The organism is Rhizobium sp. Root149 (genome assembly GCF_001427345.1).
Classification (GTDB): domain Bacteria; phylum Pseudomonadota; class Alphaproteobacteria; order Rhizobiales; family Rhizobiaceae; genus Neorhizobium; species Neorhizobium rhizoryzae.
The window spans coordinates 412,027-428,529 of record NZ_LMGD01000023.1 but is presented as its reverse complement, the minus strand read 5'-3'; the positions used below and the strand labels follow the sequence as shown (position 1 = coordinate 428,529).

The following is a 16,503-nucleotide window of genomic DNA, read 5'->3' as shown; positions in this document are numbered from 1 at the left end:
GATCTATCTCCGGTTCATCTGCTTGGGATCCAGCGCATCGCGCAGCCCATCGCCCAGAAGGTTGAAGGCAAGGCTGACACACAAGATGGCGAGGCCCGGGAAGGTGACGAGCCACCAGTTATCCAGCATGTAGCGACGGCCTGTTGCGATCATGGCGCCCCATTCCGGCATCGGTGGCTGGGCGCCAAGCCCCAGAAAGCCCAGGCCTGCAGCCGTCAGAATGACAGTCGCCATGTTCAGCGTCAGTCGAATAAGCACCGATGGCAGACACATGGGCATGATGGATTTCACGATGATCCTCATAGGCGAGGCACCCTGAAGCCGCGCAGCCGCAATGTAGTCTGCCTTTCGGAAGGTCATCGCTTCAGCGCGGGCAAGACGCGCAATCGGCGGCCATGAGGTCAAGGCAATTGCGATAATGGCATTATTCAGACTTGGGCCAAGCGCTGCGACGAAAGCGAGCGACAGGATAAGGCTCGGGAAAGACAAGAAGATGTCGGTGATCCGCATCATCACGGTGTCGAACTTTCCGCCGAGATAGCCGGAAGCTGCGCCGATAAGCAGGCCGATGGGGCCGACGATGATCGAAACAAGGAAGATGATGGTGAGCGTTATCCGTGCGCCAAAGATGAGGCGGCTGAAGATATCGCGTCCCAGTTCGTCCGTGCCGAACAGATGGCCGTTGCCGGGTGCCTTGAGCGTATTCGCCAGGTTCTGGACATAAGGGTCATGCGTGGCAATGATCGGTGCAAACACCGCGGCTAGGATGAGCACAGATATGACAAACAGACCAAAGGCCGAGGTGGGACTGCGCACCAGGAAGCGCAATATGTTTCTGAGCGCATTCAGCCATTCAGGCATACGAAGCGATTGTGTGGAGGCACTCATCAGCGGGTTCTCGGATCAAAGACGCGGTATAGGATATCGGCGAGCAGATTGAGGCCGATGAAGATGACACCGACAATCAGAACGCAGGTCATTACAGCGTTCATGTCGCCAATGATCAGGTTGCTGGTCAGGTATTGGCCGAAGCCCGGCCAGGCGAAGACAGTTTCGATCAGCACAGCGCCTTCCAGTAGCGAACCATAGGCCAGGGCAATGATTGTGACCAATTGAACCCGAATATTCCCGAAGGCATGCAGCCAGATCGTTTGCGCTTGCGAAAGGCCTTTGACGCGCGCAGTCGTGACGTATTCCTGTCCAAGCTGATCCAGCATGAAACTTCGAGTCATGCGGGTGATGTAGGCTGCCGACGAATAACCAAGCAGCGACGCTGGCAGGATGAGATGGTTCAAGGCGGACCAGAAGACATCCATTTCACCGGCAAGCAGACTGTCAATCAGCAGGAAGCCCGTGCGATCCTCGACAAGACCGATGTAGAACTGGTCCATACGACCGCTACCACCGACGAGGCCCAGGTGAGCGTAGAAGATGATCAGCGCAATCATGCCGGTCCAGAAGATGGGCATTGAATGCCCCATCAGGCTCACGACGCGGATTGCATGGTCCGGCCAGCGATCTTTTTTGACTGCCGCGAGAACTCCCATCGGTACACCCAGCGCCGCGCCGATGATGATGGCGAAGGTCGCAAGCTCGATGGTGGCGGGCATCACATGAATGATGTCCTGAATGACCGGCTGACCTGTTCGGATGGAGGTGCCGAAATTGCCGGAAAAGATATCTCTCAGATAATAGATGAACTGCTCCCAAAGCGGCCGGTCAAAACCGAGCGACCGATAGACCTGCTCGTAGGTCTCCCGGGTGGCATCTTCACCGACAATGGCGCGGACTGGATCAGCCGGCATGAGCCGGCCGATGAAAAAGGTCAGCATCAACAGGCCAAGCAGGGTGACTGCAATGCTGCCGATCTGACCCGCAGCGCCGGTAAGGCGCGGGCGATTGAATGACATTCTTCCTCCAGACGGCCTCCGTCCTCTGTCGGGGCCATATCCTGTCAGACAGGTTTGATTGAACCTGTCACAGGAGGGGCATCATGTCAAGCGAGCCTTAGAGGTCCCGCAAATGTCAGACAGACAGAAAATCGTCGCGCCGCGGGGTGAAGCAATCGATGAGTTCACCTTGCTCAAGACACTGGCATCCGTGTTCAACATTGCCGGGGATGACAAGACTGTCACCCGGATTGAGGAGAATGGCTTCACCGTCACGGAAGAAGCGGAATTTTCCGCTCGCGACATAGGTGGACTGGACATGTGGATGACTGTGCAACTTGCCTTCAGCGCCCTGGTCAAAACGGAACGAGACCACCATCAGTTCAGCGTTTTCGGACAGCACGCGACGCGTGACGCCGGGATCGGGATAGGCAGCTGGAAATACGGGCAGGGACATGGATACCTCAATCAAGTTATGGTCAACTTACCATACATGCCCGTTATCCTGTGTGACAAGCTCTATTGCCGAACCTCGGCGTGCGCACTTGTCTGCGAACGCAGCAGAGCCCGGTATCGTTCAAGACTGCCCTTGAGGTGAGCGCGCATATGAGCCCGCGCTGCTTCAGGGTCGCCCTCGATGATTGCATCGACGATCATTGCATGCTCCTGCTGGAGATGCTGATTGTAATCCTTTGGCCTTGCTCCAGGAGGAGAACCCTGCAAATCGCCACGGGGTATGATTCCCGTACGGATCAATTGAAGGAATTCCGGGAAACGCCTGTTCTGGGTTGCCTGTGCAATCGCCATATGGAAGTTGAAATCGGCATCACGGGTCGGGGCGCCGGAACCCAGGCACTCACCGACAATGCGATGCACCTCCACAATGTCTTCAATCTGCGTAGCGGAGCGTCTGGACGCAGCAAGCGCCGCGGCCTCGACCTCGAAGACTGTGCGCAATTCCAGAAGTTCGATCACCGATGAAATCCGCTCAGTGGTCAGATCGTGGAAGGGTTGTTCAACAACAGGAGCAGCGGCAAGGGCGAAAACTCCGGCACCTTTGCGTGCCTCCACCAAACCATCGGCGCGCAAGATCGCGATAGCTTCGCGTACGACGGTTCGGCTGACAGAATACTCCCGCGTGAGCGTGCTCTCACTTGGGAGACGGTCCCCTGCGCGAAACACGCCGTTCACGAGATCGCGGCGCAGCGCTGAACTGATCCGGAACGCCAGAGATTTGTTCTGCGCTTCCGCAGGCATTGCTTCCAGATCCATCGGCTTCCCCTTCCGGCGCGTACTTGTCAGGCATGTTTACGCGAGGAGGGCACGGCTGCCAAGATGCAGGGCCGGATAAGATGTACGGAGGCGAGGCTTCAGATCGCCGCAAGCTCGCGAAGATGCTCAGCGGTCGTCGTCGGAAAGCCGAAGAATTCGAGATAGGCAGGGATCTGCTCAAACAGCATATCGACCCCGACCTGGAAATCGCAGCCGCGTGCTCGAACGGCGGCCAAGAACGGCGTGATCTCCTGTTTCAGTACAACTTCCCCGACGAAGGCGTCAGGAGAAATTCGCTCGACCTCAAAGGGCAGGGGATCACCATCCTTCATTCCAAGCGGCGTCGCATTCACGACGATATCAAAGCCTGTTGGGTCGTTTGAACCGGTCAAGACTTTCAGTTCTGGATAATGGTGGCGGAGGCGCTCAGCAAGTTCGCGCATCATGGCGGCATGAGTATCGAATATGCAAATCTCTGCCACGCCAGCATGGGCAAGTGAGGCGGCAATAGCGCTGCCGACGCCGCCCGCCCCGGTGATGATGGCGCGTTTTCCTAGGATTTGCCGACCATGGCGCAGAACGCCGCGCACGAAGCCCTCGCCGTCGAACATATCGCCAATCAGGCGCCCGTCTTCGGCAATCCTGACGGCATTGCAGGCACCGGCCACTTCGACGTTCTTGGACACCTCATCAAGGAGCCCAACCGTCGTGATCTTGTGCGGCATGGTGATGAGCGCGCCGTGGATGTTGGAAAGCCGGAAGACGAGTTTGAGGAACTCAGGATAGTCTTCCGGTCGACATCCCATCGGCACAACAGCAGCGTCGATGCCGCTTGCCTGAAAATAGGGGTTGTAGATCAGCGGCGCCTTGAAGGTATGGGTCGGATAGCCGAGATGCGCGATGAGTTTCGTATTGCCGTTGATCATCGGCGTTCACCTTGAATTCTTGATGTTCAGGTCCTGTGTGATCCTGATCGAGGGTCGAGTTGCATCGCGCCGGAAAACTGGTCCCGACGTCAGTGACTGAGTGGAATGATGGTCCAGATCGTGTCGGTCAGTGACCGAGAATTTCGCCGAGGAATTTCCGCGTTCGCTCGTGTTTTGGATTCGAGAAGAATTCGGCGGGCGGCGCCTCTTCAACGATCGCTCCGCTGGCCATAAAGATGACGCGGTCCGCGACCTGACGGGCAAAGCCCATTTCGTGCGTGACGCAGATCATCGTCATCCCTTCATCAGCGAGCGCAATCATCGTATCGAGAACCTCCTTCACCATCTCGGGGTCGAGGGCGGAGGTCGGCTCATCGAACAGCATCACCTTCGGGCGCATGCAAAGTGCGCGGGCTATGGCCACACGCTGCTGCTGGCCGCCCGAAAGCTGCGCCGGATATTTATCTGCCTGCTCGGCGATCTGAACCCGCGCCAGCAATTGCCGAGCGCGGCTTTCTGCCTCGGATCTGCTGACTTTCAAGGCGCGCATGGGTGCCAGCATGCAGTTTTCCATCACGGTGAGATGCGGAAAAAGATTGAACTGCTGGAAAACCATGCCGACTTCACGGCGCACCGCGTCGATACTTCTAGCCTCATGGCCAAGCACCATGCCGCCGACCTTGATCTGGCCTTCCTGATAGGATTCCAGGTGATTGATGCAGCGAATGAGCGTCGACTTTCCACTGCCAGAAGGGCCGCAAAGAACGATCTTCTCCCCCTTGTTGACCGTGATGTTCACGTCCTTCAAGGCCTGGAAAGCGCCATACCATTTCGCAACGCCCGTCATGCTGATCATGGGCACTGTGCCGGTCGTATCGATCAAAGTGTCACTCATGCTGAACTCCGAGAATAGTGAGGCCGCATCACGGCGTGTGTCATCAACGTGCCGAAGCGGCGAACTTGCGTTCCAGATAGGCGCCGTAGATCGTCAACGGACAACACATGATGAAATACAGAATGCCGACGATTCCAAAGACGGTCAGCGGCTGGAAGATCTGGTTGGAGATGATGTTTCCGGCTCGTGTGAGTTCGGTGAAACCCACGATTGATGCCAGCGACGTTCCTTTGATCAACTGAACGAGAAAGCCGATCGTTGCGGGAAGCGAGATGCGCAATGCCTGTGGCAGGATGACATCCTTCATGCGCGAAACATAACCCAATGCGAGCGCTTTGGAGGCCTCGGTCTGGCCGCGTGGAACAGCCTCGATGGCGCCTCGCCAGATTTCTCCAAGATAGGCACTCGCGTGCAAAGTAAGCCCGGTTGCCACCGCCGCCCAGGCATCAATCTTGATGCCGATCAGTGCCAAACCGTAATACACCACGAACAACTGCATCAGCAGTGGCGTGCCCTGAAAGACCGCAATGTAGCCAGCGACTGCCGTTTCGACCGGTCGAATACCGCAGGTTCGAGCCAGGGCAATGATGAGCCCAGCCACGCAACCGCACACGAAACCAACCACGGAAAGAGCAAGCGTCCACTTCAGGCCGATCAGCAGGAAGACGAATTCATCGTGACCCATGGTCTTCTCCTCACTTGACCGGATAGGCGAAGTAACGCGCCGAGAAGAATGCGAAGAGCCGCATCATGAGCCACGAGATCACCAGATAGAAAATCGTCACAGTGAAATAGACCTCGAAGCTGCGGAAACTATCGGATTCGATCCGCTGCGATACGGATGTCAGTTCGTAGGCGGAAATTGCCGACGCAATACTCGTGGTGAGTGTCAGGAGAACGAACTGGCTGGTCAGCGACGGAAAGATTGCCCTCAGAGCCGGTTTCAGAATGATGAGCCGAAAGACTTGCGCCTTATGCAGCCCCAGAGCGAGCCCGGCTTCCATCTGTCCATTGGGGATGGATTGCACTCCGCCACGAATGATTTCAATCGCGTAGGCTCCGCCGTTGATACCCAGCGCGATGATGGCTGTCGGCGTCGGATCGAGCCGGATCCCCGCGAGAGGAAGCGCAAAATAGATGAAGAAGATCTGCACCAGAAACGGCGTGTTACGGATGAGTTCGACAAAGCCGATGACAAGCCATCGCACTGGTGCAAACGGTGACTGGCGAAGCGCCACACCACCAATGCCGATAACGGTAGCAAGCAGCATTCCGCAGATGGCGAGCGTGAAGGTGCCGAGACATGCCATCAGCAGATTGGGGAGACCTTCAATGACCGGTGTGAAATCCAGCGTATAGTTCATGGGCGATCCTAGGAGGCCTTGCCGATCGCGGCAGGCGCCTGCACCATGCCCGCCATTGCCTCGATTGCGAGTTCATAACCTCTGGCACCAAAACCGATCATGATGCCGGTCGCAACGCGCGATATGAGAGAATTGTGATAAACGCTCTCGCGCGCATGCACATTGGATATATGTAGCTCGATTTTCGGTCCGGCATACATCTTCAGCGCGTCCAGAAGGGCGACCGAGGTGAACGTGTATCCTGCCGGATTGATGATGATCCCGCAGGCCTCCCGTCTGGCGGCGTGGACCGCCTCGATCAGTTCGCCCTCGAAGTTCGTCTGCCGGAAATCGATCTCGAAACCCAAGGGCGCAGCGCGTTCGATACAGGCGCGATGGATATCGGCAAGGGTTGTTGTCCCGTAGATTGCCGGCTCCCGCTCTCCCAGAAGGTTCAGGTTAGGGCCGTTCAGCACGAAAATTGTATTGCTCATAATATGCTCCGCAGGAGACGACAGCGAGCGCGCATCGAAAATCAAGGCAGCGGGCTGCAATTGTCGGCATCGTTCACGGATGCCGACAATGGTGTTTCCAATCGAGGTTCAGGGGCGTTATTTTGCCGTGAACGGAATGCCTTCGATGCTTTCCGGGAACTGCGGAACCGGGACCTTCATCCACTTGTCGTAGATTTTCTGAAGCTCGCCATTAGCCTTGATCTTGTCGATAAAGGTATTCAGCGCTGCATTCAGTTCCTTCTCGCCCAAACGCGTGCATGCACCGTTGTACAGCTTCTGGAACTCAAGCTTGTTTTCAAATTTGCCCGGCGCAGCCTTCTCGACGCGATCCAGGTAGAAGATGTTGCCACCCAGAGCTTCAGCCTGACCGGACACGAGTGCCTGAATGCTTGCCGCATCGCCATCGTAGCGGCGGATGGTGGCAGAAGCCGGCGCGTTCTTCGTAACCTGCGTATCCTGAGCCGCGCCCTTGGCGACCGATATCGTCATGTTCGCCATGTCTTCATTCGTCTTGATAGACTTGTCCTTGGGACCGATCAGAACAATGGCATTGGCATTATAGGGCTTGGAAAACTGAACGGCCTTCGCGCGGTCGGGCAGCATTGCCATGGTCGCGAAAAGAACGTCTACGCGACCCGATGTCAGAGCCGGGATGCGGTTGTTGACTTCAAGCGGTACGAACTCGACCTGAACGCCCAATTCCTTGGCAAACAGAGTCGCCATATCGGCATCGAAGCCATCCTGCTTGCCACCGCTGGTAACGAAGCCCCACGGAGGATTGTCGCCCTGGATGCCAACAACGAGCTTGCCCTTTGCCTTGATCTCCTCGGGCGTGATGGCCGCAGCGGTGCCCGCAAAAGACATGGCGGCCAACAGACCCGCCGCACCCAACAGCGCGCTCCGGCGCTTCAACTTCATCTCAAACATCTTGCTCCTCCTAAGCTGTGCAGGCAGCACTCCCTTGCTGACGGGTAAGGATTGGCATGAGTCACACATCAAATCAACATAGTTTTTTAAAAATCTATGATGAAACATGCTTTCACATTGACATCGAAACGCTAAATATGGATTTCATAAACTCATATCTTGTCCATTCTCGAATTGACGAGCTTGGCTGCAAGCGGGAGGATGCCTTGAAAACCTCGATTGCTACCGTCTCCATAAGCGGAGAACTTCCCGAAAAGCTGGAGGCAATCGCCGCAGCCGGCTTCAACGGTGTTGAAATCTTTGAAAACGACTTCCTTGCATTCGACGGCAGTCCGGCGGAGGTGGGACGCATGGCGCGTGATCTTGGTCTCGAGATCACCCTTTTCCAGCCCTTTCGCGACTTCGAAGGCATGCCGGAATCGCACCGGCAGCGAACTTTCGACCGAGCCGAACGCAAGTTCGACATCATGCAGGAACTCGGAACCGATCTGGTTCTGGTCTGCTCCAATGTGTCACCGGTGTCGCTCGGTGGGATTGATCGGGCTGCTGCTGACTTCTACGAATTGGGCGAAAGAGCCGCGAAGCGTGGTCTAAGGGTTGGCTATGAGGCTCTTGCATGGGGGCGTCACATCAACGACCACCGCGATGCATGGGAAATCGTCCGCCGAGCAGATCACCCGTCCGTTGGGCTCATCCTGGATAGTTTTCACAGTCTGTCGCGGAAGATCGACATCAATTCGATCCGATCCATACCGAAGGAAAAGATTTTTATCGTACAATTGGCGGATGCCCCGCTCATCGATATGGACCTGCTTTACTGGTCGAGGCATTTCAGGAACATGCCGGGTGAGGGCGATCTGCCCGTTACCGCTTTCACGGCAGCCATAGCCGACACTGGCTATGATGACTATTTCTCCCTCGAAATCTTCAACGATCAGTTCCGAGGTGGGGCAACGAGGCCAATCGCGGCAGACGGTCATCGATCTCTGATATACCTCGGTGACCAGGTGCGGCGCCTGCAACGAAACCAGACCCTCACGACACCGATCATGCCGGAACGGTCAGATGTTGAAGGTGTCGCCTTTGTCGAGTTTTCCGCCGACGCGCGCGACGCTGCCAACCTCACTCAGATTCTGAAGACACTGGGATTTCGCAAGACCCGGGTTCACCGCAGCAAGCAGGTTTCGCTTTACGAACAAGGTGGGATTCGGCTGCTTGTGAATACAGAAGAGGAGGGTTTTGCCAGCACATCATTCGCTGTTCATGGCACCTCCGCCTATGCGATGGCGTTGTCGGTGAAGAACGCTCAGGATACCTTGCAGCGTGCATTGGCGCTGGGTGCCGAGCAATTCGTACAGCCGGTATCGGCCGGTGAGGTGTCCATTCCCGCGATCCGAGGTGTCGGTGGCGGACTTATCTATCTCATTGACGGACAGAGTGAACTCGGTCGCTTTGCCGAGATCGATTTCATTGCGGTGGAGGAAGAGACCAATGTGCCGGTTACGCCTGCCAATCTGCTGAAGGTCGATCACGTCGCGCAGACCGTCGCTTATGACGAAATGCTGACATGGCTCCTGTTCTACACCTCGATCTTCGACCTTCACAAAACGCCGATGGTCGACATCATAGACCCGGCGGGTGTTGTTCGGAGCCAGGCACTTGAAAATGCGAACGGAAATCTGCGCATCACCCTGAATGGGGCTGAAAATCGCCGGACGCTTGCCGGACACTTCATCGCCGAAAAATTCGGCTCTGGAGTTCAGCATCTGGCTTTCAGCACCAGCGACATCTTTCAGACAGCAGCCGCGTTGCGCCAGAACGGGTTCGAGACCCTCTCCATTTCACCCAATTATTACGGTGACGTCGAGGCGCGGTTCGGACTGGATCCTGACCTCACGGAACGCTTGAAAGCCGAAAACATCCTGTATGATCGCGATGAGCATGGCGAATACTTCCAGATCTACAGCCGGACATTCGGGGAGGGGTTCTTCTTCGAGATTGTGGAGCGTCGGAACTATTGTGGCTACGGCGCACCGAATGCGATTTTCAGAATTGCCGCCTTGAAGCGCCAGATGAGGCCTGAAGGCGTCCCGAGAACCTGATGCTGGATTTGGTGCCCTGCAATGAAGTGCGCTTGAGAAGCAGCAGTTTTGTGATATGTAGGATGATCATCAAAATACCAGAGATCTCCCTTGCTTCAGAAAGCCAATCCTGATTCCGTTGCCGAGAGCGGTTACAAGCGTATCCGCACCGATATCATTTTTGGTCGCCTTGCGCCGGCCCAGAAACTGAAGCTTGAGAGCCTGAAAGAAATCTACGGCACCAGTGTCAGCACGCTGCGTGAAATCCTCAACCGATTGACTTCGGAGGGGCTTGTTCTTGCCGAGGGACAGAAAGGCTTTGAGGTCGCGCCTATTTCGGAAGCAGATCTCAGAGAGATTGCGGCACTTCGGCTACTTCTTGAGACACATGCCCTTGAACAATCCTTCGAACACGGTGGTGTGGACTGGGAGGCCAGACTGGTATCTGCTCATTACAAGCTTTCCCGCATGGAAGGGATCATGGCCGCTGGCGATACCACACAGGCAGAAGACTGGAAGCGCTATGACTGGGAGTTCCATCAGGCGTTGATATCTGCTTGCGGATCCAAGTTACTGATGGATACGCACGCTTCTGTCTTCGACAAATATTTGCGCTACCAGATGGTTGCGCTATCCTATCGTGGCGAAATTGCAGCGCTTGAGCATCGAGACCTTCTCAATGCCGCGCTCAAGCGTGACAAAGATACCGCGAAAGCCATCCTGGTGACCCATATCCAGGGCGGCGTCGAGCATGCTCTTGCTCGAAACCGGTTGGAGCGCTGACGATTTCCATTTCTCCACTCCAAGGAAGCGCTCATGCAAAATGCTGACGGCGAGACAATCGATACCATCAGTGACGTGGTTCTGCGCAAAGTTCGTGCCGATATCATTTCAGGTGTGCTGAAACCAGGATCGAAGATCAAGCTGGAGCAGGCGAAAGAGCGCTATTCGATCAGCGTATCGTCGATGCGCGAGATTCTTTGCCGCCTCGCTGCGGAAAACCTCGTGCGGGCCGAAGGTCAGAAAGGTTTCGAGGTCAGTCCTACATCGCGTCGCGAGTTGCGCGAGCTGGCCGATTTGCGGATCGTGCTGGAAACCCATGCCATGCAGACCTCACTTCCAGCGGGTGATCTGGAGTGGGAGGGACGCATTGTGGAGGCCTATCACAAGCTTTCTGCCGCAGAAAGGATCCTGCTGTCAGGTGATGTGTCCCGGACTATCGAGTGGGTGCGATATGATTGGGAATTTCATCGCTCAATAGTGTCTGCCTGTGGATCCATCACCCTGATGGCAAACTTGTCATCTGTCTTTGATCGATTCCTTCGATATCATCTTCTGGCAAGAAGCTTTCGCGGAGAAGCGGTGGCGCTAGATCACAAGCAGTTGTTTGACGCTGCCCTTGCCAAGGACGTGGAAGCCGCACGAAAAATCATCTCTCAGCATGTTCTGAACGGCATGCAATCCATCGGACATCTGTTTTGATCATAGCTTGGAAAGGCAAGCTTTCCTATCTCAAGTCCGTGGAACATAATCGAGTCGGTCCACTTTGCAGCCTGATTCGACGTGCAGCCACTCGATCCTGACGATAAACTTCTGAACCTGAGCCAGCTCATGCAGCATGCGGGCATCACGAAGCTCGTTATTCACGCCTGGGAGCGGCGCTATGGTCTCACCCCAGAATGCCGGACAGAATCAAAACGGCGTCTTTACACGTTCGAGCAGGCAGAGCGTTTCCGCCTGTTGAAGAAAGGCAGTGATGCAGGCTACCGCATCGGTAATCTGGTCGGGTACTCGCTGGATGAACTCTATCGCCTCGAGCGGAAAATCAATGCCGAAGCCGGATTGGGCGAAGGCCTCGACCTGCTGATCTCCCGTAGGCTTGGAGAGTTCGAAGCCTGGTTGATCCCGCTTGCCGAACAGCAGAGCGTCGACAATTTCCTTCTCCACACTGTTCCATACCTCATGCATGAGGTTGGAAAACTTTGGGCCGGGAAAAAGGTTTCGATTGCCGACGAGCATTTCGTGACAGCGTGCGTCAAACGCATCCTTTTGGGCAAACTTGATTCGCTGTCCCCAGCGGCCGGAGCAGCGCCATGGATCTTGGCGACAACGCCGGAAGGTGAAAGTCATGAACTTGGCGCCCTTTGCTCCGCAATCCTGGCCAGACGAAATGGCTGGAACGTGCTTTACCTTGGACCAGACTTGCCTGCCGCGGAGGTTGCCCGTCTAAGCATTCGTTACTCGGCGCGCTACATATGCCTGAGTACAAGCAGCTACTCCCCGACGCGCCTGAACAGTTATCTAAACAAACTGGAGGAATGCATCGGTCCTGAAGCGGTGATTATCGTCGGTGGGGCGCCAACGCAGACACTCGTAAGTTCACGACGCCGCATTATCCTAAATGCCTTAGAAGATCTGATCGAATATCTTGTTTTGATTGAACAACCATCTTTCGATAGCTGAGTATAACTTCTTATCCATTAGTTTTCTGGTAAATTTCATGCGTAAACATATACGTTGGGGCGATTGGTTAGTGTATTTTCAATTTTTGTATACTATAATCCACTCACATAAAGCATCTGTGTTTGAAAATGAGGGAGTAGAAATGGGCGTTGCGTCAGTTTTCAAACTGAAATCAGCAGTCAAGGATTTTGCGCTCGACGCGTTACAGGCTAACGTGATGATTGCCGATGCGGGCTTCAATATTGTCTACATGAATCCTTCAGTCATCGAACTGCTTAAGAAAGCGGAGAGCGATCTGAAGAAGGATCTACCCCGCTTCAGTGTCGATAAACTGATTGGCAGCAACATAGACGTCTTTCACAAGAACCCGTCTCATCAACGGAATATGTTGAACAGTCTCCGTAATCGGCACAGCGCGACCATCCGGGTTGGCGGGCTCATCTTCGATCTTGTCGTTACGCCCTTGATGAACCGGGAGAAGCTTGCGGGCTTTGTGGTCGAGTGGGCCGATGCAAAGGCACGGCTTCTGAATGTCGATTATGCTGCCCAGATCGCAGCCATCAGCCGATCGCAGGCTATCATCGAATTCGATGTCGATGGCAACATCATGGGAGCCAATGAGAACTTTCTCAAACTCATGGGGTACTCCACGGCGGAGCTCATTGGCAAAAACCACAGCATTTTCGTCGCGCAGGGCTTTTCTGCCACGGAGGAATACAAGCATTTCTGGAAAGAACTGCGCGAGGGACGCTATCAGGCTGCTGAGTTCAAACGCTGGACCAAAAGCGGGCAGGAAGTGACAATTTCCGCCTCGTACAATCCTATTCTCGATATCCATGGCAAGGTCGTGAAGGTCGTAAAGTTTGCGACCGACGTGACAGCGCGCGTCCAGACCGTGGGTCAACTCGGGGAAGCCTTGAAACGTCTTTGCTCTGGAGATTTCGCCTTCAAGCTCTCCCAGCCTTTCGCTCCGGAATTCGAATTTTTACGGCATGATCTGAACCAGTCGGTGAGCCAGCTGTGCGAGACCTTCCAGAAGATTTCGAGCAGTATCGAGATCATCACCCAGGGCACGCGCGAGATCTCGGAAGGTGTCTCGGCTCTCTCAAGTCGTACCGAGGGGCAGGCGGCGAGCCTGGAAGAAACAGCTGCGGCGCTTGAGGAGATTACATCCAACGTTGGTGTATCTGCTCAACGTGCGCAGGAAGCACGCGACGTTGCGGGGACTGCGAAAACAAGCGCGCAACAATCTGGCGAGGTCGTCGCCAAGGCGGTCGATGCCATGAGCAAGATCGAAGAGTCCTCGTCTAAGATCTCGAGTATAATCGGTGTCATTGATGAAATCGCGTTCCAGACAAACCTGCTGGCATTGAACGCGGGTGTCGAAGCGGCAAGGGCGGGCGAAGCAGGCAGAGGCTTTGCTGTCGTTGCACAGGAAGTGCGTGAGTTGGCGCAGCGCTCGGCCAAGGCTGCACGGGAGATCAAGGACCTTATCCAGAACTCGACCGGCGAAGTCGCCACAGGTGTGAAGCTTGTGCGTGATACGGGCGGAGCGTTGCAGACAATCAGCGATCTCATTGTTCAGATCAATGATCATGTGGTGGCCATCTCCACCGCCGCCAGGGAGCAATCAACGGGACTTTCAGAGGTGAATGGTGCGGTGAACAGTATGGATCAGGCAACTCAACAGAATGCTGCCATGGTTGAAGAAAGCAGCGCCGCTGCAGCCACACTGGAGCATGAGACGCAAACACTCCGCTCAATGATGGCGTCCTTCGATCTCGGCCAGACCACGCGCAACAATGTCAGAACAGGATATCATCGCGCCGCCTAGAGGCGGCATAAGTTCAGTTCGCCTTCATTCCCTGATATCGCGCAGACTGCCTGTGCTGCAGTTCGAGACGAGTTTAGATAGGACGTGTCCGATTGCGGCTTTCACACCTTTGCGCTTCCTCGGCCGCGGAGTCGCACTATTGCCAGTCGAATGGCGGCCTTGAGCGCAGGAGAGGCAAAGCTCCATCAAGTCCTTGCCACTCTGTCAGCGTCGATCAGGTCCATAGTCGCCGACGCACCGTGTCCGGCACATGTGGACCGGATGACCGGAAAAACCTTGAGTGCGAAGCTTGGAATCGAAATCACCCGGCATGCCGTGGTCCGGATCCGTAAGACGCTTTTCCGGATCCCAGAGATGATGGGCAACAAACTTCAGCAGGAATGCTTCCGGCGCGATACAGGAGTGTTGCTTGACGAGGCTATTGTCAACTTTGGCATTATCGCGACCCTCCACGTCGATAAGATTGATCGGAAAATTCCAGAAAGCCCGTATATCTCGGAACAAAGAAGATCCGCAATGACGTCGATTGTGACAGCCGCTGCGGTTTCGAAGAATTTTGGCACCTACCAGGACGCCGCAGTCCGTGAGCCGGTGATCACTACTAAGAACGGCCGGCCGCGCACGGGCCTGACGGACTTCTAAGATTACCTTCGTCTCGTCAAGCGAGATCGGCGGATCGATCTGGCGGCAGCTATCAGTGACGACGAGCTCGCCACGATCGAAGCTTCGACAATGGAGCCTAGCTTGCCGAAGTTGCCCATCCCAAGCCTGCTGCGGGCTTCGACGACATCGTTCGAAAATTCGACCTGCGGGTGCATCAGTTCCTTAGGGCATTTGCCTTCGCCATCAGCTTTGCGATCGCGATGCCGTTGGTAGGTGCATTGTCGGTGTTGATGATGGTTGGCTTCTCCCGATTCTTGAGGCCATTTAGGGCCTTAGCGAGAAATCGTTTTGCTGCCTTTTTCTGGCGCATAGTTTTGAACGCATTCATAGATCGTCGAATGGCTAACAGGTGCGCCTTTTTCACCCATCATATGCTCAAGATCGCGGTATCACCCCATAGCGGCAATACCAGCGAACCGCCCATGAAATAATCTCGCCTTAAAATAGCGCCACTTAAAATCGCTTCCTAAAACTCTCGCAGAAAACTGTCAGCGCTCTTTCGCCCTTAAATCGAGTTTTTGCAACAGAGCCCGCTGGCGTCTACATCATCAAAGCCACCGTAGATCAGACACCGGCATCCTCCACGGCCAGTTCATCGGGCAGTATGGCCCTGCAGCTTGAATACCGAAGGCGTCATGCCGTACTGGCGCAGGAAGAGTTGGGAAAAGCGGCTCGGGTTGGCGTAGCCAACGGCCAACGCGACCTCTGTGACCGTGCTGTCCTTCTGCGCCAGTATTGCTCGAGCCTCTTCCATCCGCGACTTCTGGAGGAAGCTGTAGACAGGCAAGCCGAACTGCTGGCGGAAGCCTTCCTTCAGACGTTTTTCACTAAGCCCGACCTGTCGGGCAAGATCATGAATCGTCCATGCCTTATCCAGATTGTGCAAGAGAATGGTTTTTGCCTTCAGCAAGGCATTGGTGTCTCGCAGGAATTTCGTTTTCTGGCAGAACAACGGTTCGCGCATGACGGATATGGAGGCTGTCAGCAGGTCAAGACTACGTGCCTCCATTGATAGATCGTCGCGCTTTTGTCCAAGGCCTGATGTCATTAAATGCGAGACGAGAGCCTCGATCGTGGACGTAATCGGGAAGCGGCCGATCCAGATGGCTTTGTTCGTGGCCAGGGTGAGGGGATGACTGTCTCGCGCATTTCGGAATGTCTCGATCACATCGAGCCGTCGAAGAAACGCGTCGGTGGCGCGAATTTCCACGCCGCTAAAGCGTGTGTTCGCCGGAACGTCGTATTGTCCCCCAAGGTCCCGATCAGAGTAGATCATGATCGCGGTGCGCGCGTCATAGTCCAGCCGGATTTCGGCAGCGTTGCCCGCGCAAGGTCTGATCAGGCTTGCTCCAGCCGCGTTCGTGAGGAAAACCATTGTCAGGCCGGCATCGGAAACGACCTTGCGCCTAAAAGGCGCGTTGAGAACCAGATCGTAAATCGAGACTTCCAGACCATCGCGTATACCCAGACGACGGAAATCACCGTCGATCTCCACGTCAGCCAGTTCAGCCTGACTTGCGCGCCGTACCGGCAGCAGGGTTTCAAGCTGGGCTTGCTTTAGCAGGCGCTCCTCGAAGTTTAGCGTCATCTGCCATTTCCTTTCGAGAATTCAAATAACAACTGTCTTGAGGCCGTTGAGGCACCCACGAGAAAATTGACCCGATCAGGACAACAAGCGCCCCGATCATGGTGGCG

At 55.3% G+C, this 16,503-nt stretch carries 16 protein-coding genes and 3 pseudogenes; 6 read left to right on the top strand and 13 right to left on the bottom strand.

Annotated elements, in window-relative coordinates; all coding sequences use genetic code 11:
- Positions 1–3: 3 nt before the first annotated feature.
- The 10 genes from ASD54_RS21800 to ASD54_RS21755 form a co-directional block, all read right to left on the bottom strand.
- Positions 4–888, bottom strand: a complete 885-nt coding sequence (locus tag ASD54_RS21800) for an ABC transporter permease (protein WP_156379324.1) — start codon at positions 886–888, stop codon at positions 4–6.
- On the bottom strand, positions 888–1,910 hold the full coding sequence (locus ASD54_RS21795) for an ABC transporter permease (RefSeq protein WP_062556658.1): 1,023 nt from the start codon (positions 1,908–1,910) through the stop codon (positions 888–890). The genes ASD54_RS21800 and ASD54_RS21795 overlap by 1 nt, the downstream gene beginning before the upstream one ends.
- A gap of 115 nt (positions 1,911–2,025) precedes the next feature.
- Complete coding sequence (locus ASD54_RS21790; RefSeq protein WP_062556657.1) at positions 2,026–2,346, bottom strand: cupin domain-containing protein; 321 nt, start codon at positions 2,344–2,346, stop codon at positions 2,026–2,028.
- Between the two features lie 62 nt (positions 2,347–2,408).
- Positions 2,409–3,161, bottom strand: a complete 753-nt coding sequence (locus ASD54_RS21785) for a FadR/GntR family transcriptional regulator (RefSeq protein WP_062556656.1) — start codon at positions 3,159–3,161, stop codon at positions 2,409–2,411.
- 98 nt (positions 3,162–3,259) lie between these two features.
- On the bottom strand, positions 3,260–4,087 hold the full coding sequence (locus tag ASD54_RS21780; protein ID WP_062556655.1) for a shikimate dehydrogenase: 828 nt from the start codon (positions 4,085–4,087) through the stop codon (positions 3,260–3,262).
- A gap of 127 nt (positions 4,088–4,214) precedes the next feature.
- Complete coding sequence (locus ASD54_RS21775) at positions 4,215–4,943, bottom strand: amino acid ABC transporter ATP-binding protein (RefSeq protein WP_062556910.1); 729 nt, start codon at positions 4,941–4,943, stop codon at positions 4,215–4,217.
- An 82-nt stretch (positions 4,944–5,025) separates the two neighbouring features.
- The gene (locus tag ASD54_RS21770) at positions 5,026–5,667 is read right to left on the bottom strand and encodes an amino acid ABC transporter permease (protein ID WP_062556654.1); all 642 of its coding nucleotides are present in this window, start codon (positions 5,665–5,667) and stop codon (positions 5,026–5,028) included.
- Between the two features lie 10 nt (positions 5,668–5,677).
- Entirely contained in the window at positions 5,678–6,346 is a 669-nt protein-coding gene (locus tag ASD54_RS21765) for an amino acid ABC transporter permease (protein ID WP_062556653.1), read from the bottom strand.
- 8 nt (positions 6,347–6,354) lie between these two features.
- Positions 6,355–6,819 (bottom strand): type II 3-dehydroquinate dehydratase, encoded by a 465-nt coding sequence (gene aroQ / locus ASD54_RS21760; protein WP_062556909.1) that lies wholly within the window; start codon positions 6,817–6,819, stop codon positions 6,355–6,357.
- A 117-nt stretch (positions 6,820–6,936) separates the two neighbouring features.
- Positions 6,937–7,767 carry a transporter substrate-binding domain-containing protein gene (locus tag ASD54_RS21755; RefSeq protein ID WP_062556652.1) on the bottom strand — a complete coding sequence of 277 codons (831 nt, stop codon included), beginning with the start codon at positions 7,765–7,767 and terminating at the stop codon, positions 6,937–6,939.
- Between the two features lie 206 nt (positions 7,768–7,973).
- On the opposite strand from ASD54_RS21755, the gene ASD54_RS21750 reads away from it, so the two are divergent.
- From ASD54_RS21750 to ASD54_RS21730, 5 genes are all read left to right on the top strand, one after another.
- Complete coding sequence (locus tag ASD54_RS21750) at positions 7,974–9,869, top strand: sugar phosphate isomerase/epimerase and 4-hydroxyphenylpyruvate domain-containing protein (protein ID WP_062556908.1); 1,896 nt, start codon at positions 7,974–7,976, stop codon at positions 9,867–9,869.
- 90 nt (positions 9,870–9,959) lie between these two features.
- A complete protein-coding gene (locus tag ASD54_RS21745) occupies positions 9,960–10,631 on the top strand; it encodes a GntR family transcriptional regulator (RefSeq protein WP_062556651.1) in 672 nt (223 codons plus the stop codon).
- 33 nt (positions 10,632–10,664) lie between these two features.
- Entirely contained in the window at positions 10,665–11,330 is a 666-nt protein-coding gene (locus tag ASD54_RS21740) for a GntR family transcriptional regulator (protein ID WP_062556650.1), read from the top strand.
- A gap of 81 nt (positions 11,331–11,411) precedes the next feature.
- Complete coding sequence (locus ASD54_RS21735; RefSeq protein WP_062556649.1) at positions 11,412–12,311, top strand: cobalamin B12-binding domain-containing protein; 900 nt, start codon at positions 11,412–11,414, stop codon at positions 12,309–12,311.
- A complete protein-coding gene (locus tag ASD54_RS21730) occupies positions 12,286–14,145 on the top strand; it encodes a methyl-accepting chemotaxis protein (protein ID WP_348272049.1) in 1,860 nt (619 codons plus the stop codon). Before ASD54_RS21735 ends, ASD54_RS21730 begins: the two co-directional genes overlap by 26 nt.
- Positions 14,146–14,172: 27 nt before the next feature.
- Here ASD54_RS21730 and ASD54_RS27340 read toward each other — a convergent pair.
- Positions 14,173–14,538: pseudogene (locus tag ASD54_RS27340) on the bottom strand (integrase); the annotation flags it as partial.
- A gap of 123 nt (positions 14,539–14,661) precedes the next feature.
- On the opposite strand from ASD54_RS27340, the pseudogene ASD54_RS21725 reads away from it, so the two are divergent.
- Positions 14,662–14,892: pseudogene (locus ASD54_RS21725) on the top strand (type II toxin-antitoxin system Phd/YefM family antitoxin); the annotation flags it as partial.
- A 29-nt stretch (positions 14,893–14,921) separates the two neighbouring features.
- Here ASD54_RS21725 and ASD54_RS26745 read toward each other — a convergent pair.
- Positions 14,922–15,240 (bottom strand): annotated as a pseudogene (locus ASD54_RS26745) (IS6 family transposase); the annotation flags it as partial.
- A gap of 160 nt (positions 15,241–15,400) precedes the next feature.
- Complete coding sequence (locus tag ASD54_RS21720) at positions 15,401–16,396, bottom strand: AraC family transcriptional regulator (protein ID WP_062556647.1); 996 nt, start codon at positions 16,394–16,396, stop codon at positions 15,401–15,403.
- Between the last annotated feature and the right edge of the window lie 107 nt (positions 16,397–16,503).

Coding starts and splice junctions, on each gene's coding strand:
- ASD54_RS21800 (WP_156379324.1), bottom strand. CDS start 888: ATGAGTGCCTCCACACAATCGCTTCGTATGCCTGAATGGCTGAATGCG.
- ASD54_RS21795 (WP_062556658.1), bottom strand. CDS start 1,910: ATGTCATTCAATCGCCCGCGCCTTACCGGCGCTGCGGGTCAGATCGGC.
- ASD54_RS21790 (WP_062556657.1), bottom strand. CDS start 2,346: ATGTCCCTGCCCGTATTTCCAGCTGCCTATCCCGATCCCGGCGTCACG.
- ASD54_RS21785 (WP_062556656.1), bottom strand. CDS start 3,161: ATGGATCTGGAAGCAATGCCTGCGGAAGCGCAGAACAAATCTCTGGCG.
- ASD54_RS21780 (WP_062556655.1), bottom strand. CDS start 4,087: ATGATCAACGGCAATACGAAACTCATCGCGCATCTCGGCTATCCGACC.
- ASD54_RS21775 (WP_062556910.1), bottom strand. CDS start 4,943: ATGATCAGCATGACGGGCGTTGCGAAATGGTATGGCGCTTTCCAGGCC.
- ASD54_RS21770 (WP_062556654.1), bottom strand. CDS start 5,667: ATGGGTCACGATGAATTCGTCTTCCTGCTGATCGGCCTGAAGTGGACG.
- ASD54_RS21765 (WP_062556653.1), bottom strand. CDS start 6,346: ATGAACTATACGCTGGATTTCACACCGGTCATTGAAGGTCTCCCCAAT.
- aroQ (WP_062556909.1), bottom strand. CDS start 6,819: ATGAGCAATACAATTTTCGTGCTGAACGGCCCTAACCTGAACCTTCTG.
- ASD54_RS21755 (WP_062556652.1), bottom strand. CDS start 7,767: ATGTTTGAGATGAAGTTGAAGCGCCGGAGCGCGCTGTTGGGTGCGGCG.
- ASD54_RS21740 (WP_062556650.1), top strand. CDS start 10,665: ATGCAAAATGCTGACGGCGAGACAATCGATACCATCAGTGACGTGGTT.
- ASD54_RS21720 (WP_062556647.1), bottom strand. CDS start 16,396: ATGACGCTAAACTTCGAGGAGCGCCTGCTAAAGCAAGCCCAGCTTGAA.